The organism is Bradyrhizobium sp. 45, assembly GCF_023073155.1.
Lineage (GTDB): Bacteria > Pseudomonadota > Alphaproteobacteria > Rhizobiales > Xanthobacteraceae > Bradyrhizobium > Bradyrhizobium canariense_D.
In genome coordinates, this window is the sequence record NZ_JADPIX010000122.1 from 475474 (window position 1) to 500938 (window position 25465).

General features: G+C 64.1%; 27 protein-coding genes and 2 pseudogenes. 22 read left to right on the forward strand and 7 right to left on the reverse strand.

The window, feature by feature from the left end; all coding sequences use genetic code 11:
* Window positions 1-93 precede the first annotated feature (93 nt).
* The 6 genes from IVB42_RS22575 (at window position 94) to IVB42_RS22600 (ending at window position 7447) form a co-directional block, all read left to right on the forward strand.
* Complete coding sequence (locus IVB42_RS22575) at window positions 94-900, forward strand: enoyl-CoA hydratase/isomerase family protein (RefSeq protein WP_026232504.1); 807 nt, start codon at window positions 94-96, stop codon at window positions 898-900.
* A gap of 43 nt (window positions 901-943) precedes the next feature.
* Window positions 944-2815: an AMP-binding protein gene (locus IVB42_RS22580; RefSeq protein ID WP_018453288.1), complete on the forward strand. Its 1872-nt coding sequence runs from the start codon at window positions 944-946 to the stop codon at window positions 2813-2815.
* A 27-nt stretch (window positions 2816-2842) separates the two neighbouring features.
* On the forward strand, window positions 2843-3970 hold the full coding sequence (locus IVB42_RS22585; RefSeq protein ID WP_018453289.1) for an acyl-CoA dehydrogenase family protein: 1128 nt from the start codon (window positions 2843-2845) through the stop codon (window positions 3968-3970).
* 15 nt (window positions 3971-3985) lie between these two features.
* Entirely contained in the window at window positions 3986-5233 is a 1248-nt protein-coding gene (locus IVB42_RS22590) for an acyl-CoA dehydrogenase (protein ID WP_018453290.1), read from the forward strand.
* Window positions 5234-5369: 136 nt separating this feature from the next.
* Complete coding sequence (locus IVB42_RS22595; RefSeq protein WP_247395379.1) at window positions 5370-6614, forward strand: acyl-CoA dehydrogenase; 1245 nt, start codon at window positions 5370-5372, stop codon at window positions 6612-6614.
* Between the two features lie 134 nt (window positions 6615-6748).
* Window positions 6749-7447: a nitroreductase gene (locus IVB42_RS22600; RefSeq protein WP_018453292.1), complete on the forward strand. Its 699-nt coding sequence runs from the start codon at window positions 6749-6751 to the stop codon at window positions 7445-7447.
* A gap of 105 nt (window positions 7448-7552) precedes the next feature.
* Here IVB42_RS22600 and IVB42_RS22605 read toward each other — a convergent pair whose 3' ends face one another.
* On the reverse strand, window positions 7553-8101 hold the full coding sequence (locus IVB42_RS22605; protein ID WP_007597240.1) for a sigma-70 family RNA polymerase sigma factor: 549 nt from the start codon (window positions 8099-8101) through the stop codon (window positions 7553-7555).
* Window positions 8101-8331, reverse strand: coding sequence for a NepR family anti-sigma factor (locus tag IVB42_RS22610; RefSeq protein WP_026232505.1), 231 nt, complete (start codon window positions 8329-8331; stop codon window positions 8101-8103). Before IVB42_RS22610 ends, IVB42_RS22605 begins: the two co-directional genes overlap by 1 nt.
* 221 nt (window positions 8332-8552) lie before the next feature.
* Between IVB42_RS22610 and IVB42_RS22615 the strand changes: the two genes are divergently transcribed.
* The 6 genes from IVB42_RS22615 (at window position 8553) to IVB42_RS22640 (ending at window position 13517) form a co-directional block, all read left to right on the forward strand.
* Window positions 8553-9359: a response regulator gene (locus IVB42_RS22615; protein WP_007597237.1), complete on the forward strand. Its 807-nt coding sequence runs from the start codon at window positions 8553-8555 to the stop codon at window positions 9357-9359.
* Between the two features lie 162 nt (window positions 9360-9521).
* Window positions 9522-10121 carry a nuclear transport factor 2 family protein gene (locus IVB42_RS22620; protein WP_247395378.1) on the forward strand — a complete coding sequence of 200 codons (600 nt, stop codon included), beginning with the start codon at window positions 9522-9524 and terminating at the stop codon, window positions 10119-10121.
* Window positions 10122-10383: 262 nt separating this feature from the next.
* Window positions 10384-10797, forward strand: coding sequence for a hypothetical protein (locus tag IVB42_RS22625; protein WP_018453296.1), 414 nt, complete (start codon window positions 10384-10386; stop codon window positions 10795-10797).
* Between the two features lie 122 nt (window positions 10798-10919).
* Window positions 10920-12797: a molecular chaperone HtpG gene (gene htpG / locus IVB42_RS22630; protein ID WP_247299309.1), complete on the forward strand. Its 1878-nt coding sequence runs from the start codon at window positions 10920-10922 to the stop codon at window positions 12795-12797.
* Window positions 12798-12934: 137 nt separating this feature from the next.
* Complete coding sequence (locus IVB42_RS22635) at window positions 12935-13216, forward strand: DUF3551 domain-containing protein (RefSeq protein ID WP_018453298.1); 282 nt, start codon at window positions 12935-12937, stop codon at window positions 13214-13216.
* Between the two features lie 31 nt (window positions 13217-13247).
* Complete coding sequence (locus tag IVB42_RS22640; RefSeq protein WP_007597230.1) at window positions 13248-13517, forward strand: DUF3551 domain-containing protein; 270 nt, start codon at window positions 13248-13250, stop codon at window positions 13515-13517.
* A 44-nt stretch (window positions 13518-13561) separates the two neighbouring features.
* Here the strand turns inward: IVB42_RS22640 and IVB42_RS22645 are convergent, their stop codons facing one another.
* Window positions 13562-14275 carry an SGNH/GDSL hydrolase family protein gene (locus IVB42_RS22645; protein WP_018453299.1) on the reverse strand — a complete coding sequence of 238 codons (714 nt, stop codon included), beginning with the start codon at window positions 14273-14275 and terminating at the stop codon, window positions 13562-13564.
* 253 nt (window positions 14276-14528) lie between these two features.
* On the opposite strand from IVB42_RS22645, the gene IVB42_RS22650 reads away from it, so the two are divergent.
* The 5 genes from IVB42_RS22650 (at window position 14529) to IVB42_RS22670 (ending at window position 19154) form a co-directional block, all read left to right on the forward strand.
* Window positions 14529-16343, forward strand: coding sequence for a long-chain-acyl-CoA synthetase (locus IVB42_RS22650; RefSeq protein ID WP_018453300.1), 1815 nt, complete (start codon window positions 14529-14531; stop codon window positions 16341-16343).
* 141 nt (window positions 16344-16484) lie between these two features.
* Entirely contained in the window at window positions 16485-16730 is a 246-nt protein-coding gene (locus tag IVB42_RS22655) for an acyl carrier protein (protein WP_018453301.1), read from the forward strand.
* Window positions 16717-18099 (forward strand): fatty acid--CoA ligase family protein, encoded by a 1383-nt coding sequence (locus IVB42_RS22660; RefSeq protein WP_247471260.1) that lies wholly within the window; start codon window positions 16717-16719, stop codon window positions 18097-18099. The genes IVB42_RS22655 and IVB42_RS22660 overlap by 14 nt, the downstream gene beginning before the upstream one ends.
* A complete protein-coding gene (locus tag IVB42_RS22665; RefSeq protein WP_247299310.1) occupies window positions 18092-18814 on the forward strand; it encodes an SDR family NAD(P)-dependent oxidoreductase in 723 nt (240 codons plus the stop codon). The genes IVB42_RS22660 and IVB42_RS22665 overlap by 8 nt, the downstream gene beginning before the upstream one ends.
* Before the next feature lie 124 nt (window positions 18815-18938).
* Window positions 18939-19154: a hypothetical protein gene (locus IVB42_RS22670; RefSeq protein ID WP_026232507.1), complete on the forward strand. Its 216-nt coding sequence runs from the start codon at window positions 18939-18941 to the stop codon at window positions 19152-19154.
* Window positions 19155-19158: 4 nt separating this feature from the next.
* Here the strand turns inward: IVB42_RS22670 and IVB42_RS22675 are convergent.
* Window positions 19159-19584: pseudogene (locus IVB42_RS22675) on the reverse strand (hypothetical protein).
* A 166-nt stretch (window positions 19585-19750) separates the two neighbouring features.
* Here IVB42_RS22675 and IVB42_RS22680 point away from each other — a divergent pair.
* Window positions 19751-20890 (forward strand): DUF3095 domain-containing protein, encoded by a 1140-nt coding sequence (locus tag IVB42_RS22680; protein WP_018453307.1) that lies wholly within the window; start codon window positions 19751-19753, stop codon window positions 20888-20890.
* 4 nt (window positions 20891-20894) lie between these two features.
* Here IVB42_RS22680 and IVB42_RS22685 read toward each other — a convergent pair.
* The 3 genes and pseudogenes from IVB42_RS22685 to IVB42_RS22695 all read right to left on the reverse strand — a co-directional run.
* Window positions 20895-20966: pseudogene (locus tag IVB42_RS22685) on the reverse strand (DUF2147 domain-containing protein); the annotation flags it as partial.
* Between the two features lie 51 nt (window positions 20967-21017).
* A complete protein-coding gene (locus IVB42_RS22690) occupies window positions 21018-22403 on the reverse strand; it encodes an MATE family efflux transporter (RefSeq protein WP_018453308.1) in 1386 nt (461 codons plus the stop codon).
* Between the two features lie 82 nt (window positions 22404-22485).
* A complete protein-coding gene (locus tag IVB42_RS22695) occupies window positions 22486-23013 on the reverse strand; it encodes a GNAT family N-acetyltransferase (RefSeq protein WP_018453309.1) in 528 nt (175 codons plus the stop codon).
* Between the two features lie 238 nt (window positions 23014-23251).
* Between IVB42_RS22695 and IVB42_RS22700 the strand changes: the two genes are divergently transcribed.
* The 4 genes from IVB42_RS22700 to IVB42_RS22715 all read left to right on the forward strand — a co-directional run bounded on the left by IVB42_RS22700 (window position 23252) and on the right by IVB42_RS22715 (window position 25464).
* A complete protein-coding gene (locus IVB42_RS22700; RefSeq protein ID WP_007597204.1) occupies window positions 23252-23848 on the forward strand; it encodes a superoxide dismutase in 597 nt (198 codons plus the stop codon).
* A gap of 227 nt (window positions 23849-24075) precedes the next feature.
* Window positions 24076-24687 carry a permease gene (locus IVB42_RS22705; protein ID WP_018453310.1) on the forward strand — a complete coding sequence of 204 codons (612 nt, stop codon included), beginning with the start codon at window positions 24076-24078 and terminating at the stop codon, window positions 24685-24687.
* Window positions 24684-25184, forward strand: coding sequence for a hypothetical protein (locus tag IVB42_RS22710; protein ID WP_018453311.1), 501 nt, complete (start codon window positions 24684-24686; stop codon window positions 25182-25184). Before IVB42_RS22705 ends, IVB42_RS22710 begins: the two co-directional genes overlap by 4 nt.
* A gap of 43 nt (window positions 25185-25227) precedes the next feature.
* Window positions 25228-25464: a hypothetical protein gene (locus IVB42_RS22715; protein ID WP_039798633.1), complete on the forward strand. Its 237-nt coding sequence runs from the start codon at window positions 25228-25230 to the stop codon at window positions 25462-25464.
* Window position 25465 lies beyond the last annotated feature (1 nt).

Consider the following 25465-nt stretch of genomic DNA (forward strand, 5'->3'; position numbering starts at 1 on the left):
GCGAATGCGCGGCGCGTGACGTACATGCCCTCTCCCACAAGGGAGAGGGCGCAGTAATCGGCACCATCGTTGCGGATGAAGGAAGTCGCGCGCATGTCCCAACCGCTGCTGATCGAGCACAATGACGGCGTCGACACCGTGACGCTCAATCGTCCTGAACACCTCAACGCGCTCGATCCTGCGTTGATCGACGCGCTCAACGTCTACTTCCAAGGCCTTCAGCGCAACCGCGACACGCGCGTCGTGGTGTTGAAGGGCGCCGGCAAGAATTTCTGTGCGGGCCTCGACCTCAAGGCGGCGATGGCGCGCCGTGCCGGCCAGCAGGAGCCGCCTGATGTCACCGAGTCGCTGGATTCGCAGCGGCGCATCGCCGACATCGTGATGCTGATGCGGCGCTGTCCGCAGCCGATCCTCGCGCTGGTACAGGGCGCGGCGGCCGGCGGCGGCTTTGCGCTGGCGCTCGCCTCCGACATCCGCATTGCGACGAGATCGGCGCGGATGAACTGCGCCTTCATCAAGCTCGGCCTTGGCGGCTGCGACATTGGCACCAGTTATTTTCTTCCACGCCTTGTCGGTGTCACCGTGGCATCGGAGCTGATCCTCACGGGACGCTTCATCGGCGCCGAGCGGGCGCTCGCGGTCGGGCTGGTCTCCGAGGTCGTCGACGAGGACAAGCTCGATGAGGCCGCCGAACCCTATGTCGACGCGATGATCACGGCCTCGCCCGTGGGCCTACGCCTGTCCAAAGAATGTCTCAACATGAGCGTCGATGCCGGATCGCTGGAAGCCGTAATCGCGATGGAGGATCGCAACCAGGTCCTGTGCAGCCGCTCCGAGGAATTTTCGGAAGGCATCAGGGCCTTCCTTGAGAAGCGAAAGCCTGTCTATATCAGGCGCTGACAATGAAGATCCGTAAAGGACGAGAAATTCCGGGAGACGCACTATGAGTGGAAGCGCGGCGGCGGTGATGACGAAACCCGCCTTTCGCAAGGTCAAGTGGCTTGGGCGCGACATCGACGTCGAGCGCCGCGACGACGGCACGGTGGTGCTGAAGTCGCGCATCCCGCTGCAGACCTACGAGAAGCATATTCCGGCTTCGCTGGCAAAATGGGCGAAGGAAGCGCCAGAGCGGATCTGGCTTGCCCAGCGCGGTGGCCCGAACCGCGAATGGCGCAAATTGTCCTATGGCGAAGCCAAGCGCATCGTGGATGCGCTGACGCAAGGCCTGCTTAACCTTGCGCTCGACGGCCGCCCGGTCACAATCCTCTCCGGCAATTCGATCGAGCACGCGCTGATGACGCAGGCCGCGATGCAGGCGCGCGTGCCGGCCGCGCCGGTCTCGCCGGCCTACTCCTTGATGAGCCATGATCACGTCAAGCTGAAATACCTGTTCGACCTGATCAAGCCCGGCGTGGTGATGGTGCAGGACGGCCCGACCTTCGAGAAGGCGCTGAAAGCGCTCGATCTCACCGGCGTCACCATCGTTCACGTCTTGCGGCCCTGCGATGGCATCGAGAGCGTCAGTTTTGCCGAGCTCGCGGCGACAGCTGTGACTGCCGATGTCGAAGCGTCGATCGCGAAGATCACGCCTGAGACCGTCGGCAAACTGCTGTTCACGTCAGGCTCGACCGGCATGCCCAAGGCCGTCATCAACACGCAAGCGATGATGTGCGCCAATGCGGCCATGATGATGCAGGTGCGGCCACGCGATCCCGGCGGTCCGATCTCGACCATGCTGGACTGGATGCCCTGGAACCACACCATGGGCGGCAATGCGGCGTTCCACCCGATCCTGGTCGATGGCGGCACGCTCTATATCGATGACGGCCGTCCGATGCCGGGGCAGTTCGAGGAGACTCTCCGGAATCTGCGCGAGATCTCGCCGACCTATTACGCCAACGTCCCCGCCGGCTATGCCGCGCTCGCCGCCGCCATGGAGAAGGACGAGGCGCTGTGCCGCTCCTTCTTCAAGAATCTCTCGATCATGGCCTATGGCGGCGCGCGGCTGCCTGATGACCTCTACGACCGCATGCAGGCTCTCGCCGTGAAGACCACCGGCGAGCGCATCGTGTTCTACACCGGCTGGGGCTCGACCGAGACCGCGCCGACATCGACCGGTACCTATTGGGACACCGAGCGCGTCGGCCTGATCGGCCTGCCGTTCCCCGGCGTCGAGTTGAAGATGGTGCCGTTCGGCTCGAAATACGAGCTGCGTCTGCGCGGCGTCAACGTCACGCCGGGCTATTTCGGCCAGCCTGACCTGACGAAGAAGATGTTCGACGAGGAAGGTTTTTATTGCATCGGCGACGCCGGAATCTTCGTCGACGACACCGATCCGGTGAAGGGCATCATCTTTGCCGGCCGGGTGGTCGAAGATTTCAAGCTGACCACCGGCACCTTCGTCCATGTCGGCTCGCTGCGCACCGATGCGATCGCCGCCGCGACGCCCGTCGTGCATGATGCCCTGGTCGCGGGGCAGGATCGCGCCTTCATCGGCTTGCTGGCCTGGCCGAACCTGCATGCCTGCCGTCAACTCGTCGGCAAGCCTGATCTCAGCTTCGAGGATGCAGTGACGCATCCCGAGGTGATCGCTTGCTTCAGGCGCGGGCTGGAAGCTCACAACCGGGAGTGCGAAGGCGCCAGCAGCCGCATCATCGCGCGCGCCATGCTGATGGCGGAACCGCCTTCGATCGACGGCAACGAGCTCACCGACAAGGGCTACATCAACCAGCGCGCCGGCCTGGAACGTCGTGCCGCGCTGGTGGGGCGGCTCTATGCTGACAAGCCTGACCAGGACGTCATCATTCTCAAGTAATCGACATCAGCAACACGGATACGCGCCATGAATTTCGATTTCTCCGACGACCAGAAGCAGCTCCGCGATCAGGCGCGCAAATTCCTCACCGAGAAGTGCCCACCCAAGGCAGTGCGCGCAGTCCTCGACGGCAAGGTGCCGTACGACAAGGAGCTGTGGAAAGGCCTCGCCGAGATGGGTTTTCTCGGCGTCGCCATTCCCGAGGATTTTGGTGGCGCCGGCGCCGGTCATCTCGAACTTTGCGTGATCGCCGAAGAGATGGGCCGGGCGAACGCACCGGTGCCGTTCTCCTCGACTGTTTACCTGGCTGCCGAAGCGCTGCTGATCGCGGGCAGTGACGCGCAGAAGAAAAAATGGTTGCCGGCCATTGCCTCGGGCGAGGCGATCGGCACGCTGGCGCTGTTCGAGGGCAAGGGCAATCCGTCACCGAAGAACGTCAAGCTCACGGCTGCGAATGGCGTGCTCAACGGGGTCAAGAAGCCGGTCGCCGATGGTACGATCGCCGACTTCGCGGTGGTGGCGGCACGCACGGGATCGAGCGGACGCGACGGCGACATCTCCTTGTTCATTGTCGATCTCAGGGCCGGCGGAGTCGAGGTGAAAAGCCTGACCAATCTCGATCCGACCCGCGGGCAGGCGGAGATCACTTTCAGGGATTGCAAGGCCGAGCCCCTGGGCGCGGCCGGCGAAGGCTGGAGCATCTTGACTCAAGTGCTCGATCGCGCTGCGGTGCTCTGCGCATTCGAGCAGGTGGGCGGCTCCGACCGCGCGCTGGAGATGGGCCGCGACTACGCGCTCGACCGCATCGCCTTCGGGCGACAGATCGGCTCGTTCCAGGCCGTCAAGCACATGCTGGCGGACATGTACGTGTCGGCAACGCTGGCGCGTTCCAACAGCTATTACGGCGCCTGGGCGCTCTCGACCAACGCCGCGGAGCTGCCGGAAGCCGCCGCCGCGGCCCGCATCAGCGCGACGCAGGCGTTCCAGCACTGCGCCAAGAACAACATCCAGGTTCACGGCGGCATGGGTTTCACCTGGGAGTTCGACTGCCACATGTACTACCGCCGCGCCAACGCGATGGCGCTCGGGCTCGGCAGCCTGTCCTATTGGGAAGACCAGTTGATCGACCGCATGCGCAAGAAGAACGCGGCGTAGGCGAAAGGCAACGTCATGAACTTCGACGACACTCTGCAAGAAGCCGAATTTCGCGCCACGGCTCGCGCCTGGATCGCGGCAAATGCGCCCAAGCAGTACGAGGAGGAGCTTCGCAAGTCCTCGCTCGGCCGCACGCAATTGAAGAACGCCAACATTCTGGAAGTGGCAAAGGCCTGGCAGAAGAAGAAGGCAGATGCCGGCTGGGCCTGCCTGCATTGGCCGAAGGAGTATGGTGGCCGCGGTTCGTCGCCGATCGAACGTGTGATCTGGCAGCAGGAAGAAGGGCCGTTCGGCCAGCTATCCCGCATGTTCATCATCGGCCACGGCATGTGCGGGCCGACCATGATGGCGTTCGCGCGCGAGGAGCATAAGCGCGCCTATTTGCCGCCACTCGCCTCCGGCGAAAAGGTCTGGTGCCAGCTGTTCTCCGAGCCCGCCGGCGGCTCCGACGTTGCGGGCCTACGCACGCGCGCCGAGAAGGATGGCGATGACTGGGTGATCAACGGCCAGAAGATCTGGACGTCGGGCGCGCACTATTCCGATTACGGCATTCTGCTCACCCGCACCGATCCGACCGTGCCCAAGCACAAGGGCCTTACCATGTTCTTCCTGGACATGAAGAGCCCTGGCGTCGAGGTGCGGCCGATCAAGCAGGCGAGCGGCGCTTCCGACTTCAACGAAGTCTATTTCACCAACGTCCGCATTCCCGATCACCAGCGCCTCGGCGAGGTCGGTGACGGCTGGAACGTCTCGCTGACCACGCTGATGAACGAGCGCAGCGCGATCGGCGCGGCCGTCTCGACCGGCTTCCCCGAGCTGTTCGAATATTGCTCCAGCCTGATGCTGGACGATGGCCCGGCAATCGAGGACCGCGCGGTGCGCGCGAAGCTGGCGAGCTGGGCGGCGAAAGCGAGCGGACTGAAATACACCAGCATGCGCGCGATCTCGGCGCTGTCGAAGGGCGAGCGTCCGGGACCGGAGAACTCCATTGGCAAGCTGGTCGCGGGCTCCATGATCCAGGATGTCGCGACCTATGCGCTGGATCTGCAAGGCGCTGCCGGTGTGATCAGCGGTGCCGAAGATTCCGAACTCGCCGGCCGCTTCCAGGCGATGCTGCTGCGCGCGCCGGGAACCCGTGTCGAAGGCGGCACTGACGAGATCATGCGCAACATCATCGCCGAGCGGGTGCTGGGCCTGCCCGGCGACATCCGTGTCGACAAGGACGTGCCGTTCAACAGGATCCTGACGAAGGGAAGAGGCTGATGATCCTCATCCTGAGGAGCCGCGGAGCGCGGCGTCTCGAAGGATGCAGGCCCAACGGGGGCCTCGTGGGTCGAGACGGCGCTGCGCGCCACTCACCATGAGGGACTAAGACAGAGCAAGAACGAAGAGGTCCGCCATGAATTTCGACGACACCCCGCAGGAAGCCGCCTTCCGCGAGACCGCGCGCAAATGGGTTGAGGCCAACGCGCCGAAGGAGTTTTTGGCTGAGCTGTCAAAATCCTCGCTCGGCCGCATCCGGCTGGCCAACCACGACATCGTCGATGTCGGCAAGGCCTGGCAGAAGAAGAAGGCCGAAGGCAATTGGGCCTGCCTGCATTGGCCCAAGGAATATGGCGGCCGCGGTGCGACGCCGATCGAGCGCGTGATCTGGCAGCAGGAGGAAGGCGTCTATGGCAAGCTGACGCAGCCGTTCCAGATCGGCGAGGGCATGTGCGGGCCAACCGTGATGGCTTTTGGCAGCGAGGAGGCCAAGCGGCGCCATTTGCCGAAGCTGGCCGCGGGCGAGGAGATCTGGTGCCAGCTGTTCTCCGAGCCATCAGCGGGCTCTGACGTCGCGGGCTTGCGCACGCGCGCGGAGAAGAAGGGCGACAATTGGATCGTCAACGGCCAGAAGATCTGGACCTCGGGTGCGCACTATTCCGACTACGGACTTTTGATCGCGCGCACCGATCCCAATGTGCCCAAGCACAAAGGTCTCACCATGTTCTTCCTGGACATGAAGAGCCCCGGCGTCGAGGTGCGCCCGATCAAGCAGGCCAACGGCATGCAGGAGTTCAACGAGGTCTATTTCACCGACGTCGTCATTCCCGACAGCCAGCGTCTTGGCGCCATCGGCGAGGGCTGGAGCGTGTCGCTGACCACGCTGATGAACGAGCGCATGTCGATCGGCTCGCGGCTTGCGACCGGCGTCCCGGAGATGTTCGAGTTCTGCTCCAACCTGATGCTGGAGGATAGCCCCGCCATCGACGATCCCGCCGTGCGCTCAAAACTCGCGAGCTGGGCGGTGAAGTCGAGCGGGCTGAAATACACCAGCTACCGCGCGATCTCGGCGCTGTCCAAGGGCGAGCGGCCGGGACCGGAAAATTCGATCGGCAAGCTCGTCTCCGGCATGATGCTACAGGACATCGCAACCTATGCCATGGACCTCCAGGGCGCGGCCGGCGTTCTCACCGGCACGGACGAGGAGACCGTGCAGGGCCAGTTCCAGCAGATGCTGCTGTCCTCGCCTTCGATGCGCATCGCGGGCGGCACCGACGAGATCTTGCGCAACATCATCGCCGAGCGCGTGCTGGGATTGCCGGGCGACATCCGCGTGGACAAGGACGTGCCGTACAACAAGATTCCGACCAAGGGGCGTTGACATCTCGTGTCCCGGACGCGCGAAGCGCGAGCCGGGACCCAAGAGCCATAATAGACAGGCCACAATGGGCCCCGCCTCAGCGCCGCATCACTTCGTGCTGCGTCGCGTCCGGGGCACGAAAGCGAGCTTAAGCAATGGACGCTGCAGTCAATCATAACAACCGCATCGGCGTGCTCGAAGAGCTGCTCAACGAGCGCTACTCGGTGCGCGCCTTCCTGGCCAAGGAAGTCGATCGCGCGACGATCGAGCACGTGCTGACCACCGCCCAGCGCACGGCGTCCTGGTGCAACAGCCAGCCCTGGCAGGTCGTCATCGCCAGCGGCGAGGCCAAGGAGCGTTTCCGCAAGCTGATCTACAAGGAGGCTTCGGGCGGGCTCGGGGACGACTATGATTTCACGCCGCCGCGCGAATATCTCGGCGCTTATCTCGAACGCCGCCGCGAGAGCGGTTTTCAGCTCTACAACACGCTCGGCATCGCGCGCGGAGACAAGATGGCCTATGCCAAGCAGGCGCTGGAGAACTACAATTTCTTCGGCGCGCCGCATGTGGCCATCATCCATACCGACGAGCCGCTCGGCATCTACGGTGCGATCGATTGCGGCGCCTATGTCTCGAACTTCATGCTGGTCGCGCAGGCGCTCGGGCTCGGCACAATTCCGCAGGCGGCGCTCGCGCGCCACTCCGGCCTGATCCGCCGCCATTTCAATTTGCCTGATGATCGCCGCATCGTTTGCGGTATCTCGTTCGGCTATGCCGACAATGCCCACAAGGTCAACAGCTACCGGACGTCGCGTGCGAGCCTGGCCGAGACCGTGACCTTCGTGGACGAGTGATCGAGGCGATGCACGCTTCGTATTGGACGTGATCCCGTTCGCGCGAAAAGACGGCCGCGGATGCGGCCGCCTTCATCGCGGTCTCAGTTCGATTGACGCCGGCCGTCAGCCGCCGCTGCCGCCGATCACGGCGCGAATGGTCTCGTCGGGCCCGAAATCCTCGGCGCCGTCGACATAGAGCAGCGCCGCGAGCTTGGAGCGCGCACGGTTGACGCGGCTCTTGATCGTGCCGACTGCGCAGCCGCAGATCGAAGCCGCGTCCTCATAGGAGAAGCCGGAGGCGCCGACGAGGATCAGCGCTTCACGCTGGTCCTGCGGAAGCTTGTCGAGCGCCGTGCGGAATTCCTCGAACTCAAGATGGGCGTTCTGCGAGGGCTGCGTCTTCAGCGTCTTAGCATAATTGCCTTCGGCATCCTCGACTTCCCGCCGCCGCTTGCGATAGTCGGAGCGGAACAGGTTGCGCAGGATCGTGAACAGCCATGCCGGCAGATTGGAGCCGGGCTGGAACGAGTCGATGTTGGCGAGCGCCCGCAACAGCGTCTCCTGGACCAAATCGTCGGCGCGGTCCGCATTGCCGCTGAGCGAGATGGCAAACGCGCGCAGACTGGGCACGGCCGCCAGGATGTCGTTACGCAGGGAATCCGTGAGAGGCATCAATCCCTCCCATTGTTGTCGTTAGAGCCGCCACCATTTTCCACTTGGGGGGTCGCTCCCGGCGCATCAAGTTTCTTGATCAGTTCCGCGAACCGGTCCGGAACCCCCTGCCGCACCACGTCGTCGTACATGGCGCGCAGCTGGTGCCCGATCCGGGACTGGATCTCCGGAGTGAGCCCTCCCTTGCCGGGGGTCGTGCTTTTGCTGGCTTGAGACTTGAGATCTTTCATGACCTGTTCCACGTTTCCCCGAGTTAAGTAGCTGTAAAATCGAGAAGTTCTCTCAACCGGGAGCCGTTCCCTGGATAGGCTCAATGCGAGCTGCGAGAAAAAGTTCCGCCCCCATGCGGAACTTTTCTTGGTCTGAGGCGTAATCAGCCCAGCAGGGGAACCCGGGCCCCCCGCCTAACGCCTGCACGTCAAGGTCGGCCCGAAGATGATATGGAGTGGGGATGTCCCGTTCACAGCTCGTTGCTGAACACTTGCCGTTGTTGCGCCGGTACGCACGCGCCCTGACGGGCAGCCAGTCCTCCGGTGACGCCTATGTCGCAGCCATGTTGGAAGCCATGCTGGGAGATCCGTCGGTGCTCGACGAGAGCCACGGGCCGCGCGCCGGCCTGTTCCGGCTGTTCACCCAAATCTGGAATTCCGTTTCCGTCAACGACGATTCCGAGGTGACGAACCTGCCGATGCCGCCGGAGCGGCGGCTGTCCAACATCACGCCCTTGCCGCGGCAAGCCTTCCTGCTGCTCTCGCTCGAGGGATTTTCGGAAGAAGAGGTCGGCTACATTCTCGGCACCGACGTCGGTGAGACGCGCCGGCTTGCGGATGCCGCAGGGCGTGAGATGGCAGCCGAGATCGCCACTGACGTGCTGATCATCGAGGATGAGACCTTCATCGCCATGGATCTCGAGAGCCTGGTGAAGAACCTCGGCCACAATGTCGTCGGCGTCGCCCGCACCCACGCCGATGCGGTCGCGCTGGCAAAGAACAAGCGACCGGGCCTGATCCTCGCCGACATCCAGCTCGCCGACGGCTCGTCGGGCCTCGACGCCGTCAACGAGCTGCTCCGCACCTTCGAAGTGCCGGTGGTGTTCATCACCGCATACCCCGAGCGCTTCCTCACCGGCGAGCGACCGGAGCCGGCCTTCCTGATCTCGAAACCGTTCCAGCCGGCGATGGTGTCGGCGGTGGCGAGCCAGGCGCTGTTCTTCCAGCGCAACTCCCGCAACCGCGCGCCGAAGGTACCGGCGGCGTAACGAAGGCGCCAGCGCCCGGCATTTTGACGAAATCCGATCCGGCGTGCCGCAAGGTGCGCCGGATTTTTGTTGATCCGGTTGTCACGCTTGACGGCCATCGAATTCGCCGCTCATACCTCGCGCAGCGGCCGTTGCAGCCGCGGTGCCATCGGAGACGTGTTCATGGACCAGCAACTCCTCGATCGCCTCGCCATCCGCGACCTCGTCGAGAACTGGGCGGTGTGGCGCGATGCCGGCGATTGGGAGCGTTTTGCCACCGTCTGGCACGAGGAAGGCTGGATGTCCGCCACCTGGTTTCAGGGGCCGGCGCGGGATTTCATGCGGGTCAGCCAGGAGGGGTTCGCCAAGGGCGTGCGCATCCTGCATTTCCTCGGTGGCTGCAGCATCGATCTCGAGGGGGCGCGCGCCATCGCGCAGACCAAGATGACCATCTCGCAGCGCGCACCGGTGCACGACGTGCCCTGCGACGTCGTCTGCACCGGGCGCTTCTACGATTTCCTGGAGAAGCGGCAGGGAAAATGGGGCATCGTCCGCCGCCAGCCGATCTACGAGAAGGACCGGATCGACCCGCTTGATCCCTCCGCGACGCTTCAGCTCGACCAGAAAGCCCTTGCCGCGCTGCCCGAAGGCTACCGCCACCTCGCCTACATGCAGGAGCTGATCGGCTACAAGGTCAAGCGCGACATGCCAGGCCTCACCGGGCCCGAGGTTGAGAAGCTCTATGCGGAGGGGCGGGAGTGGCTTGCGGGGAAGGCGAACTGAACGCCAGACAAAAGTAAGGCGCGACTGGCATCACCACAGTCGCGCCCTACGTCGCCGGCTTATGGGGCAGGGGGGAATAGCCGGCTGTTGATACGACTCCCGTCCCTGAAAGTCGTTCCAGGGGGTTGCAAAATTTTTCGTGGGGCCATCCTTTTCGCACCCTGCCTTTTCGCACACGGTTAAGTGATCTTAACGCCTGAGAACTCTGGGTCCTCTCCTCGCGTTGTTCCCGCGATCGCCATGGGGCGAGGGACCGACAGCCATGTCACAGATTCAAAAGGTATTTTTAGGCGCCGTCGCGATCGCCGCGACGCTTGGCGCCGTCCAGGTCGGCGCCGTGCAGCTGGCCTCCGGCCATGATCCGGCCGACCGCTGGCAGGCGGTCGCTGACAAGCCGGGCCATAACGTCAATCGCTCCAGCAAAGCGGACCGGCTGGCCGACATCAAGCAGGCTGAGGTTCCGACCCGCACCGTGTCGATGCGGCTGAACGATCTGGCCGACACGTCGGTGCTGCTGCGGGTCCCCGCGGTGATCGAGACCGGCAACGCCAAGCCGCCGGTGTTGCTCCCGGACCAGAAGCAGAGCCGCAAAAAGCCGACGATCGCCTGCGAGCCGATGGTCAGCTCCCTGACCGAGGTCGCAAAGCTGCTCCAACCCGGCCGCTGTGTGACTTGATCGGCTTTGGCCACGGACAAGTCGCCCTCCGCCCGGAGGGCGATTGCTGACGTCTACTTGATCCCCTGCCCCCTCGCGTTATATCCCGGGTTTCTTCCTCTTTGGATTGACCGGGTAAACGCATGACGACGTCAGACACGGCTGTGCATACGCAGCCCTTCCAGGCCGAGGTTTCCGAGCTTCTGCACCTGATGGTGCATTCCGTCTATTCCGAGACCGATATCTTCCTGCGCGAGCTCGTCTCCAATGCCTCTGACGCCTGCGACAAGCTGCGCTATGAGGCCATCGCGAATCCGGCGCTGCTGGGCGAAGGCGACGCGCTCAAGATCCGGATCATTCCGAACAAGACGGCCGGAACGCTTGCGATCGCCGACAATGGCATTGGCATGGAGCGGCAGGAGCTGATCGACCACCTCGGCACCATCGCCCGCTCGGGCACCAAGGCCTTCGTATCGAAGCTCAAGGAGGCCAAGGATGGTCTCGGCCTGATCGGCCAGTTCGGCGTCGGCTTCTATTCCGCCTTCATGGTAGCCGACAAGATCGTCGTGGTGAGCCGCCGCGCCGGCGAGAGCGACGTCTGGACCTGGACGTCCTCGGGCGGCTCGGGCTTCGAGATCGCGCGTGCCAGCGAGGAGGATGCGGGCCGCGTGCAGCGCGGCACCGAGATCGTCCTGCATCTCAAGGACGATGCGAAGAAATATCTCGAAGCTTACGAGATCGAACGTATCGTCGGCGCTTATTCCGACAACATCCTCTTCCCCATCGAGCTCGTGCCTGAAGGGGGCGAACCGCGTCAGATCAATTCTGCGAGCGCGCTGTGGCAGCGCTCGAAATCCGAGCTCACGCCGGAAGACTACAAGAAGGCCTATCAGCAGATCGCCTCCGCCTTCGACGATCCCGCGATGACGCTGCATTATCGCGCGGAGGGACGTTACTCCTACGCCGTGCTGCTGTTCGCGCCCTCGACGAAGCCGTTCGACCTGTTCGAACCGAACCGCAAGGGGCGCGTCAAGCTCTATGTCCGCCGCGTGTTCATCACTGACGATGCCGATCTGCTGCCGGGCTATCTCCGCTTCATCCGCGGCGTCGTCGACAGCGAGGATCTCCCGCTCAACATTTCCCGCGAGATGCTTCAGAACAATCCGCAGCTCGCGCAGATCCGCAAGGCCGTGGCGACCCGCGTGCTGTCCGAGCTCGAAAGCCTGGCGGAGAAGGATCCGGAGAACTTCGCGAAGATCTGGGAGGCCTTCGGCGCGGTGCTGAAGGAAGGCATCTACGAGGATTTCGAACGCCGAGAAAAGCTGCTCGCGCTGTCGCGTTTCACCACGACCTCGGGCGAGAAGCGCTCGCTCAAGGACGTCGTCGCCGGTTTCAAGCCGAACCAGACCGAGATCTATTATCTCGTCGGCGACAGCATCGACCGGCTGAAGTCGAACCCCCGGCTCGAGGCGGCGACTGCGCGCGGCATCGAAGTTCTGCTGCTGTCCGATCCCGTCGACGCCTTCTGGACCTCGATGCCCTCGGAGTTTGACGGCAAGCCGCTGAAGTCGCTGAGCCAAGGCGATCTCAATCTCGACCTGATCCCGCGCGTCGACGAAGCCGACGAGGCGAAAAAGGACGAGCCGCCCGCCGACGAGGCCGCCACCATCGCGGTGATCAAGGCCGCGCTCGGCGAGCGCGTCAGCGACGTCAAGGCCTCGACGCGTCTTACCAGCTCCGCGTCCTGCCTCGTCGCCGACAGCCAGGGCCCGAGCCGCGAGCTCGAGCGCATCCTGTCTCAGCAGAACCGTGGCATGCGCACCAAGCCGATCCTTGAGATCAACCTGCGCCATCCGCTGGTGACGGCGATCACGAAGGCTCAGGCCGGCTCCAAGATGGTTGACGATCTCAGCCTGCTCCTGCTCGAACAGGCGCAGATCCTAGACGGCGAGCTGCCGGAGGACCCTGCGGCGTTTGCGGCAAGGTTGAACCGGCTGGTGTTGCAAGGGCTCGGCGCGTAGCGGGCGCAGTGCACCGCACTCACCTTGCCGTCATCTGCGCGCAGGAACGGTCGCCTCTGCCATGGTGTTATGCCATACGAGGTGGCCGGCATCCGGGCCGCCGACATGGCCGACATGACAGATTCGAGGATTTCTCCATGCGTTTGCCGATCCTGACCCTGACCGCAATTGCCACGCTGTTCGTGGCGGCAGATGCCAGCGCCCAGACCTACGATCCGCGTTACCCGGTGTGCATGCACGTCTATACGCCCGGTAGTTTTGGCGGGGGCGGTGGCGATTATTTCGATTGCTCCTTCACCTCGCTGCCGCAGTGCCGCGCCACGGCCTCGGGCCGCTCGGCAAGCTGCGACGTCAATCCCTACTATGCGTTCGACCAACCCCCGCCGCCGCCGCGCCGGCGCCACAAGAACGTGCACTAGCGATCCGCAACGGCCTTCAGGGGGAATTTTCATGCATCGCTTGTTCGGCCTGATCATGACCGTCGGTGCCCTGCTCACGGCCGCGCCGTCGCATGCACAGACCTTCGATCCGCGCTATCCCGTCTGCATGCACGTCTATTCCGGTGCAAACGGCGGTGGCGGGGAGTGGTACGATTGCTCCTTCACCTCAGTGCCGCAGTGCCGAGCTACGGCTTCCGGCCGCTCCGCCAGCTGCGATCTCAATCCGTATTATCCGTTCAACGCACCGCCGCAGCGCTTGCGCCATCAGCGAGGCGGCTAGGGCTCACCGCCCGTTCGGCCGTCAATCAGACGGAGTATGCAGGGCTAGCTGCCGTGGGGCGCCTCGTTGGCCGCGGTGACGATCGCGTCGGTCAACTGCCAGGTCATCTTGTCCGTGGTCCAGTCGCTTGCGTGCAGCCTGCTGTCGTCGCCCGGGTCGACCATGCGGTCGAACGAAATTCTTGCAACGTCGTGCCAGCCCTTCATCAGCGCGAAGCGGCGAAAGACGTTGACCCGCTTTGCATGCGCGATCTCGCTGATCGCTGCGACCATCGCGTTCGCCTTGTCGGCCTTGGCCGGCGTCAGCACCGCCGGCACATATTGCAGATCCATTAGGATGACGTCGATCCCTCCGTCCACAAGCAGCTGATCGACGCCGTCAGCGATGGCCCTCCTGGTTTCGTCGAAGGTCGGTGGATTCTGATCGGCCGATTGCCACACCGCATTGGTGCCGACCTGCCAGATCACGAGATCCGGCTTCTGGTCGAAGACGTCGTGCTTGAACCGCAAAAGCTCCTTGGGAGCCTCTTCGCCGCCGACGCCCCGGTTGATGACATCGATCCCGGGCTTCGGAAATATGCTCCGAAGGTCCGCCAGCAATCGTTGCGGATAGGGCGCGATGCCTCCTTCGCCCGCCGTGGTCGACGAGCCGATCGCGACCACCTTGACCTGTCCGCGCCTCAGGCCATTGGCAAAATTGGTCAGCGGCTGCTCGAACGGCGCGGCCTGGACGGGAAATTCAGACGAGCCGAGAGCCACAGGTCGTCTCCCTTTCGCAACCGGGACAATGCAGGGTCAAAAAGACTAACCCGTTTGCCCGGAGCCGCCTAGCCTCACGCCCCGACAACTGGCTTTGCTATTGCAAGAACTGCCAGGCGGCGCACCTCGATCGCCTCCGGTTTGGTAAAGGATCACTAGAGTTAATCGTGCACTAACCCGGTTTTACCTTGTCTCTTAACATCTGGGCAGGGCGTGCGAGCTAAGCTGCCGGAAACCCGCAGACACGTAAAGAATGAACGGCATGACAACCGGCGTCATCGAGCAACCGAAAGCCGCGCGCGCACCTTCGGCTTCGAAAATCTGGCTGAAGGCGATCGAGCTCACCGCACGGATCGAGACGTTGCCGGGCCGGCTGTTCGCCGATGTCGTCGACGATTGGGCGCAGCGCCAGCCAGATCGCGTTGCGCTGACCACCGATGACGCGAGCCTCGACTATGAGGGACTTTCGAAACGCATCAATCGTTATGCGCGCTGGGCGCGCTCGGCCGGTGTGGCCAAGGGCGGCACTGTCGCGCTGATCATGCCGAACGGCATCGATTATGTCGCGGCCTGGCTCGGCATCAGCCGCGTCGGCGGCGTGGTCGCGCTGATCAACACCAAGCTCGTCGGGCACTCGCTCGCGCATTGCGTCGGAGTCGCAAAGCCCGCTCACATCATTGTTGCGCATGAGCTTGCAGCGGAGCTGTCCGGCGCGTTGCCGCACTTGAAGACGGAAGCAAAGGTCTGGACCCACGGCGATGCCCGCAGCGAGCGTCCGATCGATGTCGCGCTCGACGCCCTCGATGACCGGCCGCTTTCGCCGGACGAGCGTGGTGACGTCACCATCGACGACCGGGCCCTGCTGATCTACACGTCCGGGACGACCGGCCTGCCGAAAGCCGCAAGCATCAGCCACCGCCGCATCCTCAATTGGGGCTTTTGGTTCGCCGGCCTCACCGGCGCGACGCCGCAGGACCGGCTCTACGATTGCCTGCCGCTGTTCCACTCGGTTGGCGGCATCGTGGCACCATGCAGCATGCTCGCTGCCGGGGGCTCGGTTGTGATCGCAGATAAATTCTCAGCCTCGAATTTCTGGCCCGACATCGTGCGCCACGACTGTACGCTGTTCCAGTATATCGGCGAGCTCTGCCGCTATCTGCTCAAGGCGCCGCCGTCGGAATACGAGAACCGGCATCGCCTGCGGCTCGTCTGCGGCAACGGCCTACGCGGTGACATCTGGGACGATTTTCAGGCGCGTTTCGCCATTCCGCGCATCCTCGAATTCTACGCGGCGACGGAAGGCAATTTCTCGCTGTTCAACGTCGAGGGCCAGCCCGGCGCGATCGGCCGCGTTCCGCCGTTGCTTGCGCATCGTTTCCCTGCCGGTCTCGTCAAGCTCGAGCCCGATAACGGCGCCCCGCTGCGCAATGCGGAGGGGTTTTGTATCCCCTGCGCGCGCGGCGAGGCCGGCGAAGCCATAGGCCGCATCGGCACGGCGGATGAGGGCGGCGGCCGCTTCGAGGGCTACACCGAGGCGAGCGAGACCGAGAAGAAGATCCTGCGCGATGTCTTTGCCAAGGGCGATTCCTGGTTCCGCACCGGCGACCTGATGCGGCTCGACGAGAAGGGCTTCTTCCACTTCGTCGACCGCATCGGCGACACCTTTCGCTGGAAGGGCGAGAACGTCGCGACTTCGGAGGTCAACGACGCCATGCGGGGTTTCACTGGCGTGATCGACGCCACCACCTACGGCGTCGGCATTCCCGGCACCGACGGCCGCGCCGGCATGAGTGCGATCGTGGTGAACGAAGGCTTCGCCGTCGAGGCACTGCCCGCCCATCTCGCACAGCGCCTGCCCGCCTATGCTCATCCCGTCTTCATACGCATCTCGCGCGAGCTCGATGCGACCGAGACGTTCAAGCAGAAGAAGGGCGAGCTCGCGCGCGAGGGATTTGATCCCGGCGCGGTCTCCGATCCGCTGTTCATGCTGGACCCGAAGACCGGCGCCTATGTCGCGCTGGACGCGGAGACGTATGCGCAAATCAACCAGGGTACGATCCGGCTCTAGCCGCGCGAAAATCTGCCAGATAGGTCCAATTTTATCCGAATTGTCCAAGAAGCCATTTACTTCTGTCGGGTAAACAAACGGGCAAGGGAGGCGGTCATCAAGAACCGCCGCAACACGAACGACAACAGAAGCGAGCCAGCCATGTCGGTACGGTCTAAGGTCATTGAAGCGATCCAGCAGATCGCCAAAGAGCAGCACGTCGCGCTTCCCGCACTCTCGGACGAGCTGTCCCTGCACGAGACGGGCTTCGACTCGCTCGCCTTCGCCATCCTGGTGGCGCGCCTCGAGGACGAGACCGGCGTCGACCCTTTCACCATTTCCGAGGACGCAGCGTTCCCCGCCACCGTGGGCGATTTCGTGCGGGCCTACGAAAATGTCCCCGCGTGAGATCTTTGCGCTCCGCGACCATCTCGGCGCGGAGCTGACCGGCCGCACGCTGTCGGACGCGCACGATGTCGTGTCGTTGACGGATATCCTGTCGCAGACGGTCCTGGGTGGCCGCCTGGGCGAGCTGTCCGGCCGCGCGGTGCTGCTGAAATTGTCCGACCAGCTCCGATCGGGTCTTGCCATGATCGAGCTCGACGGTATTGCCCGCCGCATGCTGCTGTGCCCGCCGGATCTCAACCCGGCGCATCTCGACGCGCTGATGGCGAATGCCGGGATCGATGCCGTTGTCACCGACGAGCCCGATCGCTGGGCCGAGACTGGCGTGCCGCTGGTCGTCACCGCACAACTGCCGCTTCAAGCCACAGCGCCGGCCAGGACCGAACGCGCCACGGAATGGCTGATGCTCACCTCGGGCACGTCGGGCGTGCCGAAAATCGTCGGCCATACGCTGGAAGCACTCACCGGCGCCATCGTCGCCGAAGGCCCGGCGCGCGGACCCGCGCCGGTATGGGCGACGTTCTACGACATCCGCCGCTATGGCGGCCTGCAGATATTCCTCCGCGCCGTCCTCTCGGGCGGCTCGATGGTGCTGTCCGATCCGCATGAGGCGCTCGCCGATCACGTCACGCGGCTGAACGCGCGGGGCGTCTCCCACATCTCCGGCACGCCCTCGCACTGGCGCAAGCTGTTGATGAGCGGCTCGGCCGCGCAGTTCGCGCCGCGCTATGTCCGCCTCTCCGGCGAGATCGCCGACCAGGCGGTGCTGGACGGCCTGAAAGCGGCGTTCCCGAATTCCTCCGTCGGCCATGCCTATGCGTCAACCGAGGCCGGCGTCGGCTTTGCCGTCAATGACGGGCTGGAAGGCTTTCCGGCGGACTACCTCGGCAACCGCAACGGCGTCGAAATGAAGGTCGTCGACGGCTCGCTACGTATCCGTTCGACGCGCACGGCGCACGCCTATATCGGCCGCGACGCGGCTGCGCTCACCGATGCAGACGGGTATGTCGATAGCGGCGATATCGTCGAATTGCGCGGCGACCGCTACTATTTCGTTGGCCGCCGCGGCGGCATCATCAATATCGGTGGGCTGAAGGTTCACCCCGAAGAGATCGAGGCGGTGATCAACCGTCATCTCGATGTGCGGATGTCGCGGGCGAAGTCACGCAAGAGCCCGATCACCGGCGGCATCGTCGTCGCCGACGTGATCCTCGCCGACGGCACCGATCCGGCGCGCGCGAAAGAGATCCGCGACCAGATTCTGGATCAGTGCCGCGCTCAGCTCGCCTCCCACAAGGTGCCGGCGGTGATCCGCTTCGTCGAGGCGATCGACGTCACCCCGGCCGGCAAACTGGCGCGCACCGATGCATAATGTTCTCGTCACCGGCGGTAGCCGCGGTATCGGCCTTGCGATCGGCCAGCGGCTTGTTAATGGCGGCTACAACGTGATCGCGGCGGCGCGGCGCGAGAGCGACGAGCTCAAGGCGGCGATTGCCGGGTCGGAGGGGCGCCTGCATTTTCGCGCTTGCGACCTCGCCGTGATCGACGCGATCCCCGCCTACGCAAAACTCGTGCGCGATGAATTCGGCCCGATCTACGGCCTCGTCAACAATGCCGGCCTCGGCACCGAAGGCTTGCTCGCGACCATGCACAATTCCGAGATCGAGGCGCTGGTGCAGCTCAACGTGCTGTCGCCGATCATTCTCACCAAATATGTCGCGCGCCAGATGATGGCCGACGGCGCCGGCCGCATCATCAACATCTCCTCGATTATCGCGACGACCGGCTATAATGGCCTCTCGGTTTACGGTGCGACCAAGGCCGCCGCCACCGGCTTCACCCGTTCGCTCGCGCGCGAGGTCGGCAAGCTCGGCATCACCGTGAACGCGATCGCGCCCGGTTTCATCGACACCGAGCTGACGCACAACCTGTCTGACGACAGCCGCAAGCGCATCGCCGGCCGCAGCGCGCTGCGCCGCCTGCCGGAGACCGACGACGTCGCGCGGATGGTGGAGTATTTGCTGGGAGAGGGCGGTCGCAATGTGACGGGTACCGTGTTTACGGTCGACGCGGGCAACACGGCGTAGGTGGAACTCATCGCCACAATTGCATTGATCCGGCGCAATGACATCGTCCGGATTTGGTCGTAAGATCCCGCGCAATCGATTGGGTTACGTCAATCGATCTGCCCTAATCGATAGGGAGCAGTCCATGACCGCTTCGAGCCCGGACAAGGCGTCGGTAAAGCCATCTTGCGCAGAGCAAAGCGACGTTCACTGCGAGCCCGTTCACTGCGAGCCGATGTCTCACCAAAATTCCGGTGACCACGGTTACGAAATGTATCCGCAGAAATTCGTGCGTCTTGTCGGCTGCCATGACGTTCCCGCCTCCGCGCTACGCAAGCGCGTGGGCGAGAAGCTGCACTAGACATTCAGGTCCGATGCTTCGGCAGGTCAATCCGTTCGTGTGAGAACTCCGGCGGGCCCTCGGTCAGGCGGCGGATCCGGCGCTCGCGTTCGTCTTCAGACAGCGCAGGATCGAGCAGTCCCTCGAGTTCACGCACCGCAAGCTCTTCGATCCTGGTGGCATCCGAAGCGAGCGGGTGCCCTGGCGGGAGTGCCGGGGGCGCGACCTTCAGGCCGAGCTCGACCAGCTTACCGATGGCTTCCGAGCGCTACAGGTGATGGGTTTCGGCCCAGCTATCCACGGCCGCGGTCAGGCTTTCCGGCGTCTTCACCGCGCTGATCGGATCACGCCCAGTGCGCCGGCTTGCCGGAGCGATGGAGTCCTTCCTGTCGAAGTCGGACACGTCGATGTTCCCGCGCAACCATGTCAGATCATCGAGACTAGACGCCATTTACGGTCAACCGTTTAATGACCTTCTGTGGCATTGCAGTGCGCCCTCATCTTGTTGTCCGGGTCCATTTCGGCCAATGGTTGCAAGGGCGCGCGCCTGGCGAACCGAATCGATTCTTCTACGTATGTCCCTTTGGACGTGCGTCCCAACCATCCGGCATCATCCGATGACATCAGCGTTCTATAGCGGCATTCCGGTCTTTCGCGGCTTCACCAGTCTGATGGACCCCGCTTTGTATTCGCCGCTGCCCGACGACTGGAGCGTCGGCGTTGCCGACATCGTGGATTCGACCAAGGCCATCGCGGCGCAGCGCTACAAGGCGGTGAACATGGCCGGTGCCGCCGTGATCGCAGCCGTGACGAATGCATTGGAGGGACGCGAATTTCCCTTCGTGTTCGGCGGCGACGGCGCGAGTTTTGCGGTCGCGCCTAATGATCTCGAACTGGCCCGCGAGGCTTTGGCTGCGACCGCGACCTGGGTGCGGGAAGATCTCGACTTGCGGATGCGCGTCGCGCTGGTGCCGGTGAGCGCCATTCGCGCGCATGGCCTAGACGTGCGCGTCGCGCGCTTCGGACCGTCGGCCAATTTGTCCTATGCGATGTTTTCTGGCGGCGGGCTCGCCTGGGCGGACGCAGCGATGAAGCGCGGCGAGTTTGCGATCACCGAAGCGCCCGCGGGGACGCAGCCCGATCTCTCCGGCCTGTCCTGCCGCTTCGAGGTGATTCCGGCTGCGCGCGGCCTGATCCTGTCCGTGCTGGTCATGCCGGCCCAAGGCGCCGATCCCTCGGCATTCCGCAACGTGATCGAGGACATCATCCATCTCGTCGAGCGCAGCCCGGATGCCGGTCGTCCCGTGCCGCCACAAGGGCCGCCGCTGACATGGCCGCCGCAAGGGCTGGAATATGAGGCGCGCACCAAGCGCGGAGGTCCGTTGCTCGCACGCCGCGCCAGCGTGCTGGCCTACACCCTTTTCGTCTATCTGATCATGCGCTTCGATCTCAAGGTCGGCGGCTTCGTGCCGAAGCTCTATACACGGCAGGTCGTGGAGAACTCCGACTTCCGAAAATATGACGACGGCCTGCGCATGATCCTCGACTGTACGCCGGAGCTCGAACGCGCCCTCAGCGATCGCCTCGCGATTGCCGCGCGCGACGGCATCGTGCGTTACGGCCTCTATCAGCAGGACGCTGCGATGATGACCTGCTTCACCCCGTCGGCGTTGCGCAGCGATCACGTCCATTTTATCGACGGCGCGCGGGGCGGCTACGCCTCGGCGGCGACGGCGCTGAAGGCGATGACGGCGTGAAGCGCTAGCGCCCCGCCCGCGTCCAGGTTTCGCCGCCGCAGAGCGCGCCGACGCAGCCTTCGACCCGCAGCGAATCCGGATGGAATCACATTCCCGCGTTTATTTGCCTGCGTGCAATGACCTGCGCTTATTTGACCCAGCGCACGAAGGCGACCGAGGCCGCGGTCGACAGCCCGAATACCGCCATGGCGCCGCCGACCAGCGCGAACAGGGTCCAGGCCGGAGCCTGCACCATCATGAGGCCGCCGCCGCCGATCGCGACGATCAGAAGCCGTGCGGTGGAGGCGAGCACGGCACCGCCGACCCGCGCCGCGCCTTGCGAGGAGAAATACAGCGACACGCCCACGCCGAAGAACACGAAGGTTGGGCCTGCCCAGTGGAAGTAGCTGTGCGCGGCGGCGGCAACGCCGGGATCCCTGGTGAAGAGCGAAACCCACAGGGATGGATCGAGCGCGATGATGAGGCCGATCAGGCCGACGGTAAGTCCCGAGGCCCCGGCCGCGGTCCAGGCCACGCGCCGCGCGCGCTTCACCTGTCCGGCGCCCATCGCCATGCCGACCATCGGCACCGATGCGATGCCGAAGGCGAAGGTGATCGGGATCAGCAAGAATTCCAGTCGCGAGCCGATGCCGTAACCGGCGAGCATCTCGGTGCCGAAGGTCGCCAGGATCTTGGTGAAGATCAAAATGGTGAGCACGGTCTGGAGCGGCGACAGGCAGGCGACCGCGCCGACCTTGAGGATGTCGAAGAACAACGCGCGATCGAAATGGAAGGCGCCGAAATCCAGCGGCAGCCGGCTGCGGCCGGACCAGAGGTACCAGAGGAAGAAGATCGCAGCGCAGGTGAATGCGATCAACTGACCGGCGGCCACTCCGGGCATGCCGAATTGCGGCACGCCGAACAGGCCGAGCCCCAGCGTGCCGCCGAGCGCGATCTGGAGCACGCTCGTCCCGATCAGCGCCATCGAGGGCAGACGCATGTCGCCGGTGCCGCGGATCACCGACGCCAACGTGTTGACGAGCCAGATCGCGACCGCGCCGGAGAACAGCATTTGCGAATAGCCGCTGGCTTCCTCGAGCACACGCTCGCGCCCGCCCAGCAGCGCGAAGAACGAGCGGCCGAAGACGAGCATCGTCACCGTGAAGAAAAGCCCGCCGCAGAGGCCGATGATGGCGGCATGCAGCGCCAGCGTCGCCGCACGGTTCCGGTCGCCTGCGCCGAGCGCGCGGCTGATCGCAGACGAGACGCCGCCGCCCATCGCGCCTGCGCTCATCATCTGCGTCAGCATGGCGAATGGGAACACCAGCGCGATCGCGGCGAGCGGAATGGTGCCGAGCCGGCCGATATAGGAGGTCTCGGCGACCGCGACCAGCGTGCTGCCCACCATCGCGATCATGTTGGGGATCGCGAGCCGCAGCAGCGTCGGCAGGATCGGGGCCGTCAGCAAGCCGGCGATGGGGGAGGCGACCGGGGCAGGCAGCGGCACGGCGTCTATCGAGGCGTCGATCGTCATGTGTCACCGCGCGGAATATTGGATGATGATCGACATATTATATGGCGGGCAGCCCCGGCACCAGCCGCGCCTCACGCAGGGCTCACCAGGGCAGGCCGCAGAGGTCGATAGTGCCGAGTGTCGGCGCGCTGACGATGTTGCAGACATAGGGCGCCATGTGAGTGAAGCGGATCCGCCCCTCCGGCTGCTCGCAATAGACCTCGCCCTTGAAGGGGAGCCAGCTGCGGGCTTCGTAGAACGCGACATTGTGCGGCTCGCAGAACAGCAGCGCGAAGCGGACCGCCTCGTTGGCGCGCATGGTATGCACCGCGGCATCGATCGCCATGGTCGCATAGCCGCGGCCGCGCCGATCCTCCCGCGTGCAGACGCCGCCGATGCCGCCGATGTGAACCTTCTGCCCATTCCAAGTGACGGTGCGGAAGTAGATGCCGACGTGGCAGACGAGACCATCCTCGGGCGTCTCGATGAGGACGCGCAGGTCGGCATTGGCCCATTTGACGTGAGCCCAGGGCTGCTTCGCGACGATATCAGGTCCGAAGACCGCCTGGTGCAGTGGCTCCGCCATCCGCCAGGAGGCGTCGCCGTTCAAAATGTCGATCTCGATGCTCATCGCTCTCACCTTCGCATCTCCGCGCCGTCGGTGCGTTTCGTTCTGCCATAAGCACCTCAAAGGCAATGATATTTTATGGCCTGGTTGAAACGCCCTACATCCTTGCGACGATTTTATGCAATCCGGCCAAGCCGCCGCACCATGCCTTTTGGAAAATTCACGGTATTTAACAGCCGCGGAACCTTCTATAAGGGGTGACCGTTAAGTCTCGTTCCCCCATCAGTCGCGGACAACACCCATGACCTTTACGCTGCCCCCACTCCCCTACGCCTATGACGCCCTCGGACAATTCATGTCGAAGGAAACGCTCGAATTCCACCACGACAAGCATCATCAGGCCTATGTCACCAACGGCAACAACGCGCTCAAGGGCACCGAATGGGAAGGCAAGTCCCTTGAGGAGATCGTCAAGGGCTCGTTCGGCAAGAACCCCGCGGTGTTCAACAATGCCGGCCAGCACTACAACCACATCCATTTCTGGAGCTGGATGAAGCCCAATGGCGGCGGCACCAAGCTGCCGGGCAAGATCGAGAAGAAGATCAACGAGGACCTCGGCGGCTTCGAGAAGTTCAAGACGGACTTCCAGGCGGCCGGCGTCGGCCAGTTCGGCTCCGGCTGGTGCTGGCTCCAGGTCAAGAACGGCAAGCTCGAGATTTCCAAGACCCCGAACGGCGAGAATCCGCTGGTGCACGGCGCCACCCCGATCCTCGGCTGCGACGTCTGGGAGCACTCCTACTACATCGACTACCGCAACCGCCGTCCCGACTATCTGAAGGCGTTTGTCGAGAACCTCGTGAACTGGGAATACGTCGAGTCGCTGTTCGACAAGGCCTGAGTTCGACGAGGCCTGGGCTTCACGCATTCCGGGGCCGGCTTTGCCGCTCCGGAATGACGGAATTGAAAGGCGGTCGAGGCGCGGCCGCCTTTTTGTTGTGCGGAATTCGCACTTCGCCTCGCATGGCCCTGCGCGAGGTGCGCATCGCTCCCGTCATCGTACTGTTTGCATCGCATCTGCGGCGCCCTTAAGCAGGACGGGCATCGCCCTCGAGCCGAACGCGCCCGTTGTCAGATCCTTCCTCGAAAGACCCGGCATCCGCCGAGGACGCGGAATCCGAGCCGCGGCCGGGTCGCGTGCGCAAGCCGATCGGCTGGTCGACCATCATCATCGCAGCCCTTGTGGCGGTGAGCGCAGGTCTGGTCTGGCGGCGTGATGGCACCGACGGTGTTCTCGAGATACTGACCCACGATCTCTCGCTGTTCGGCGGCATCCTGCCCCGCGTGCTGGCCGGCTGCCTGCTCGGTGCGTTCATCTCCGAGATCCTGCCGCACGAAAAAGTCTCGCGCGCGCTCGGGCCGAAATCGGGCCTGAAAGGCCTTCTGATCGGCACCGCCTTCGGCGCGATCCTGCCCGGCGGTCCCTTCACCGCCTATCCCGTGGCGAGTGCGCTGCTGGCGGTCGGCGCCGATTTCGGTGCCACCATCGCCATGGTCGTGAGTTGGACCTTGATCGGCTATGGCCGGGCGGTCGCCTGGGAAATCCCGATTATGGGCACCGACTTCACGCTGTGGCGCATCGTCATCTCGCTGCCGTTGCCGGTGCTCGCAGGCGCGCTCGGCCGCTTCGTCTATGTCCGGCTTTATCCGAAGCCGGCCATGAAGGACGACGAGACATGAGCGCCGCGCTCCTGATCGACATCCTGTTGTGGGGTTCGGTGTTCGGCGTCGGCCTGATCGCCTTTCGCCGCGGCCCACCAGTGTTCAAGGCCTCGCTGCGCGAAGGCTCGATGGACTTCATCAACATCGTGCCGCGGATCGCGCTGGGGGTGATCGGCTCCGGCTACATCGCCGCTATCATCCCACAGGAGGTGATCAGCGGCTGGCTCGGCCCGGACAGCGGCTGGCTCGGGGTCGCGACTGCCGTGGTCGCCGGGGCCGCGACGCCCGGTGGCCCGGTGATCGGGTTCTCGATCGGGACGGTGGCCCTGAAATCGGGTGGTGGGGTGCCGCAGGTGGTCGCCTATGTCGTCGCTTGGGCGCTATTTGCCTTCCAACGGGTGATTTTGTGGGAAATTCCGTTCATGCCGGCCCGTTTCGTCTGGTTCCGCTGCGCGGTTTCGGTGCCGTTCCCGTTCGTCGCCGCCGCCATCGCCATGCTGATCGGCAAACCCTGAGCCCGGCATGGACAGCTGTAATGTTATAATATAACATCCAGGAATGGTTCCCGCCGCGTCCCAAGCCCATCATAGCGATCATGCTCATAGCCATTCCCATGACGACGGGCATTCGCATGGACACGATCACACCCACGCACATGTCCACGGTGCGGCCTCTCCGCATCCGGCTCAGGCGGCGCACTGGTCGATCCTGCGCATGACGATGGCCGCCCGTCTCGCGGCCGCGCTCGCGGTCTGCGCCGTGCTTTGGGGCGTGGTCTTCCTGGCGATGAGGTGAC

Coding starts and splice junctions, on each gene's coding strand:
- IVB42_RS22575 (WP_026232504.1), top strand. CDS start 94: ATGTCCCAACCGCTGCTGATCGAGCACAATGACGGCGTCGACACCGTG.
- IVB42_RS22580 (WP_018453288.1), top strand. CDS start 944: ATGAGTGGAAGCGCGGCGGCGGTGATGACGAAACCCGCCTTTCGCAAG.
- IVB42_RS22585 (WP_018453289.1), top strand. CDS start 2,843: ATGAATTTCGATTTCTCCGACGACCAGAAGCAGCTCCGCGATCAGGCG.
- IVB42_RS22590 (WP_018453290.1), top strand. CDS start 3,986: ATGAACTTCGACGACACTCTGCAAGAAGCCGAATTTCGCGCCACGGCT.
- IVB42_RS22595 (WP_247395379.1), top strand. CDS start 5,370: ATGAATTTCGACGACACCCCGCAGGAAGCCGCCTTCCGCGAGACCGCG.
- IVB42_RS22600 (WP_018453292.1), top strand. CDS start 6,749: ATGGACGCTGCAGTCAATCATAACAACCGCATCGGCGTGCTCGAAGAG.
- IVB42_RS22605 (WP_007597240.1), bottom strand. CDS start 8,101: ATGCCTCTCACGGATTCCCTGCGTAACGACATCCTGGCGGCCGTGCCC.
- IVB42_RS22610 (WP_026232505.1), bottom strand. CDS start 8,331: ATGAAAGATCTCAAGTCTCAAGCCAGCAAAAGCACGACCCCCGGCAAG.
- IVB42_RS22615 (WP_007597237.1), top strand. CDS start 8,553: ATGTCCCGTTCACAGCTCGTTGCTGAACACTTGCCGTTGTTGCGCCGG.
- IVB42_RS22620 (WP_247395378.1), top strand. CDS start 9,522: ATGGACCAGCAACTCCTCGATCGCCTCGCCATCCGCGACCTCGTCGAG.
- IVB42_RS22625 (WP_018453296.1), top strand. CDS start 10,384: ATGTCACAGATTCAAAAGGTATTTTTAGGCGCCGTCGCGATCGCCGCG.
- htpG (WP_247299309.1), top strand. CDS start 10,920: ATGACGACGTCAGACACGGCTGTGCATACGCAGCCCTTCCAGGCCGAG.
- IVB42_RS22635 (WP_018453298.1), top strand. CDS start 12,935: ATGCGTTTGCCGATCCTGACCCTGACCGCAATTGCCACGCTGTTCGTG.
- IVB42_RS22640 (WP_007597230.1), top strand. CDS start 13,248: ATGCATCGCTTGTTCGGCCTGATCATGACCGTCGGTGCCCTGCTCACG.
- IVB42_RS22650 (WP_018453300.1), top strand. CDS start 14,529: ATGAACGGCATGACAACCGGCGTCATCGAGCAACCGAAAGCCGCGCGC.
- IVB42_RS22655 (WP_018453301.1), top strand. CDS start 16,485: ATGTCGGTACGGTCTAAGGTCATTGAAGCGATCCAGCAGATCGCCAAA.
- IVB42_RS22660 (WP_247471260.1), top strand. CDS start 16,717: ATGTCCCCGCGTGAGATCTTTGCGCTCCGCGACCATCTCGGCGCGGAG.
- IVB42_RS22665 (WP_247299310.1), top strand. CDS start 18,092: ATGCATAATGTTCTCGTCACCGGCGGTAGCCGCGGTATCGGCCTTGCG.
- IVB42_RS22670 (WP_026232507.1), top strand. CDS start 18,939: ATGACCGCTTCGAGCCCGGACAAGGCGTCGGTAAAGCCATCTTGCGCA.
- IVB42_RS22680 (WP_018453307.1), top strand. CDS start 19,751: ATGACATCAGCGTTCTATAGCGGCATTCCGGTCTTTCGCGGCTTCACC.
- IVB42_RS22690 (WP_018453308.1), bottom strand. CDS start 22,403: ATGACGATCGACGCCTCGATAGACGCCGTGCCGCTGCCTGCCCCGGTC.
- IVB42_RS22695 (WP_018453309.1), bottom strand. CDS start 23,013: ATGAGCATCGAGATCGACATTTTGAACGGCGACGCCTCCTGGCGGATG.
- IVB42_RS22700 (WP_007597204.1), top strand. CDS start 23,252: ATGACCTTTACGCTGCCCCCACTCCCCTACGCCTATGACGCCCTCGGA.
- IVB42_RS22710 (WP_018453311.1), top strand. CDS start 24,684: ATGAGCGCCGCGCTCCTGATCGACATCCTGTTGTGGGGTTCGGTGTTC.
- IVB42_RS22715 (WP_039798633.1), top strand. CDS start 25,228: ATGGTTCCCGCCGCGTCCCAAGCCCATCATAGCGATCATGCTCATAGC.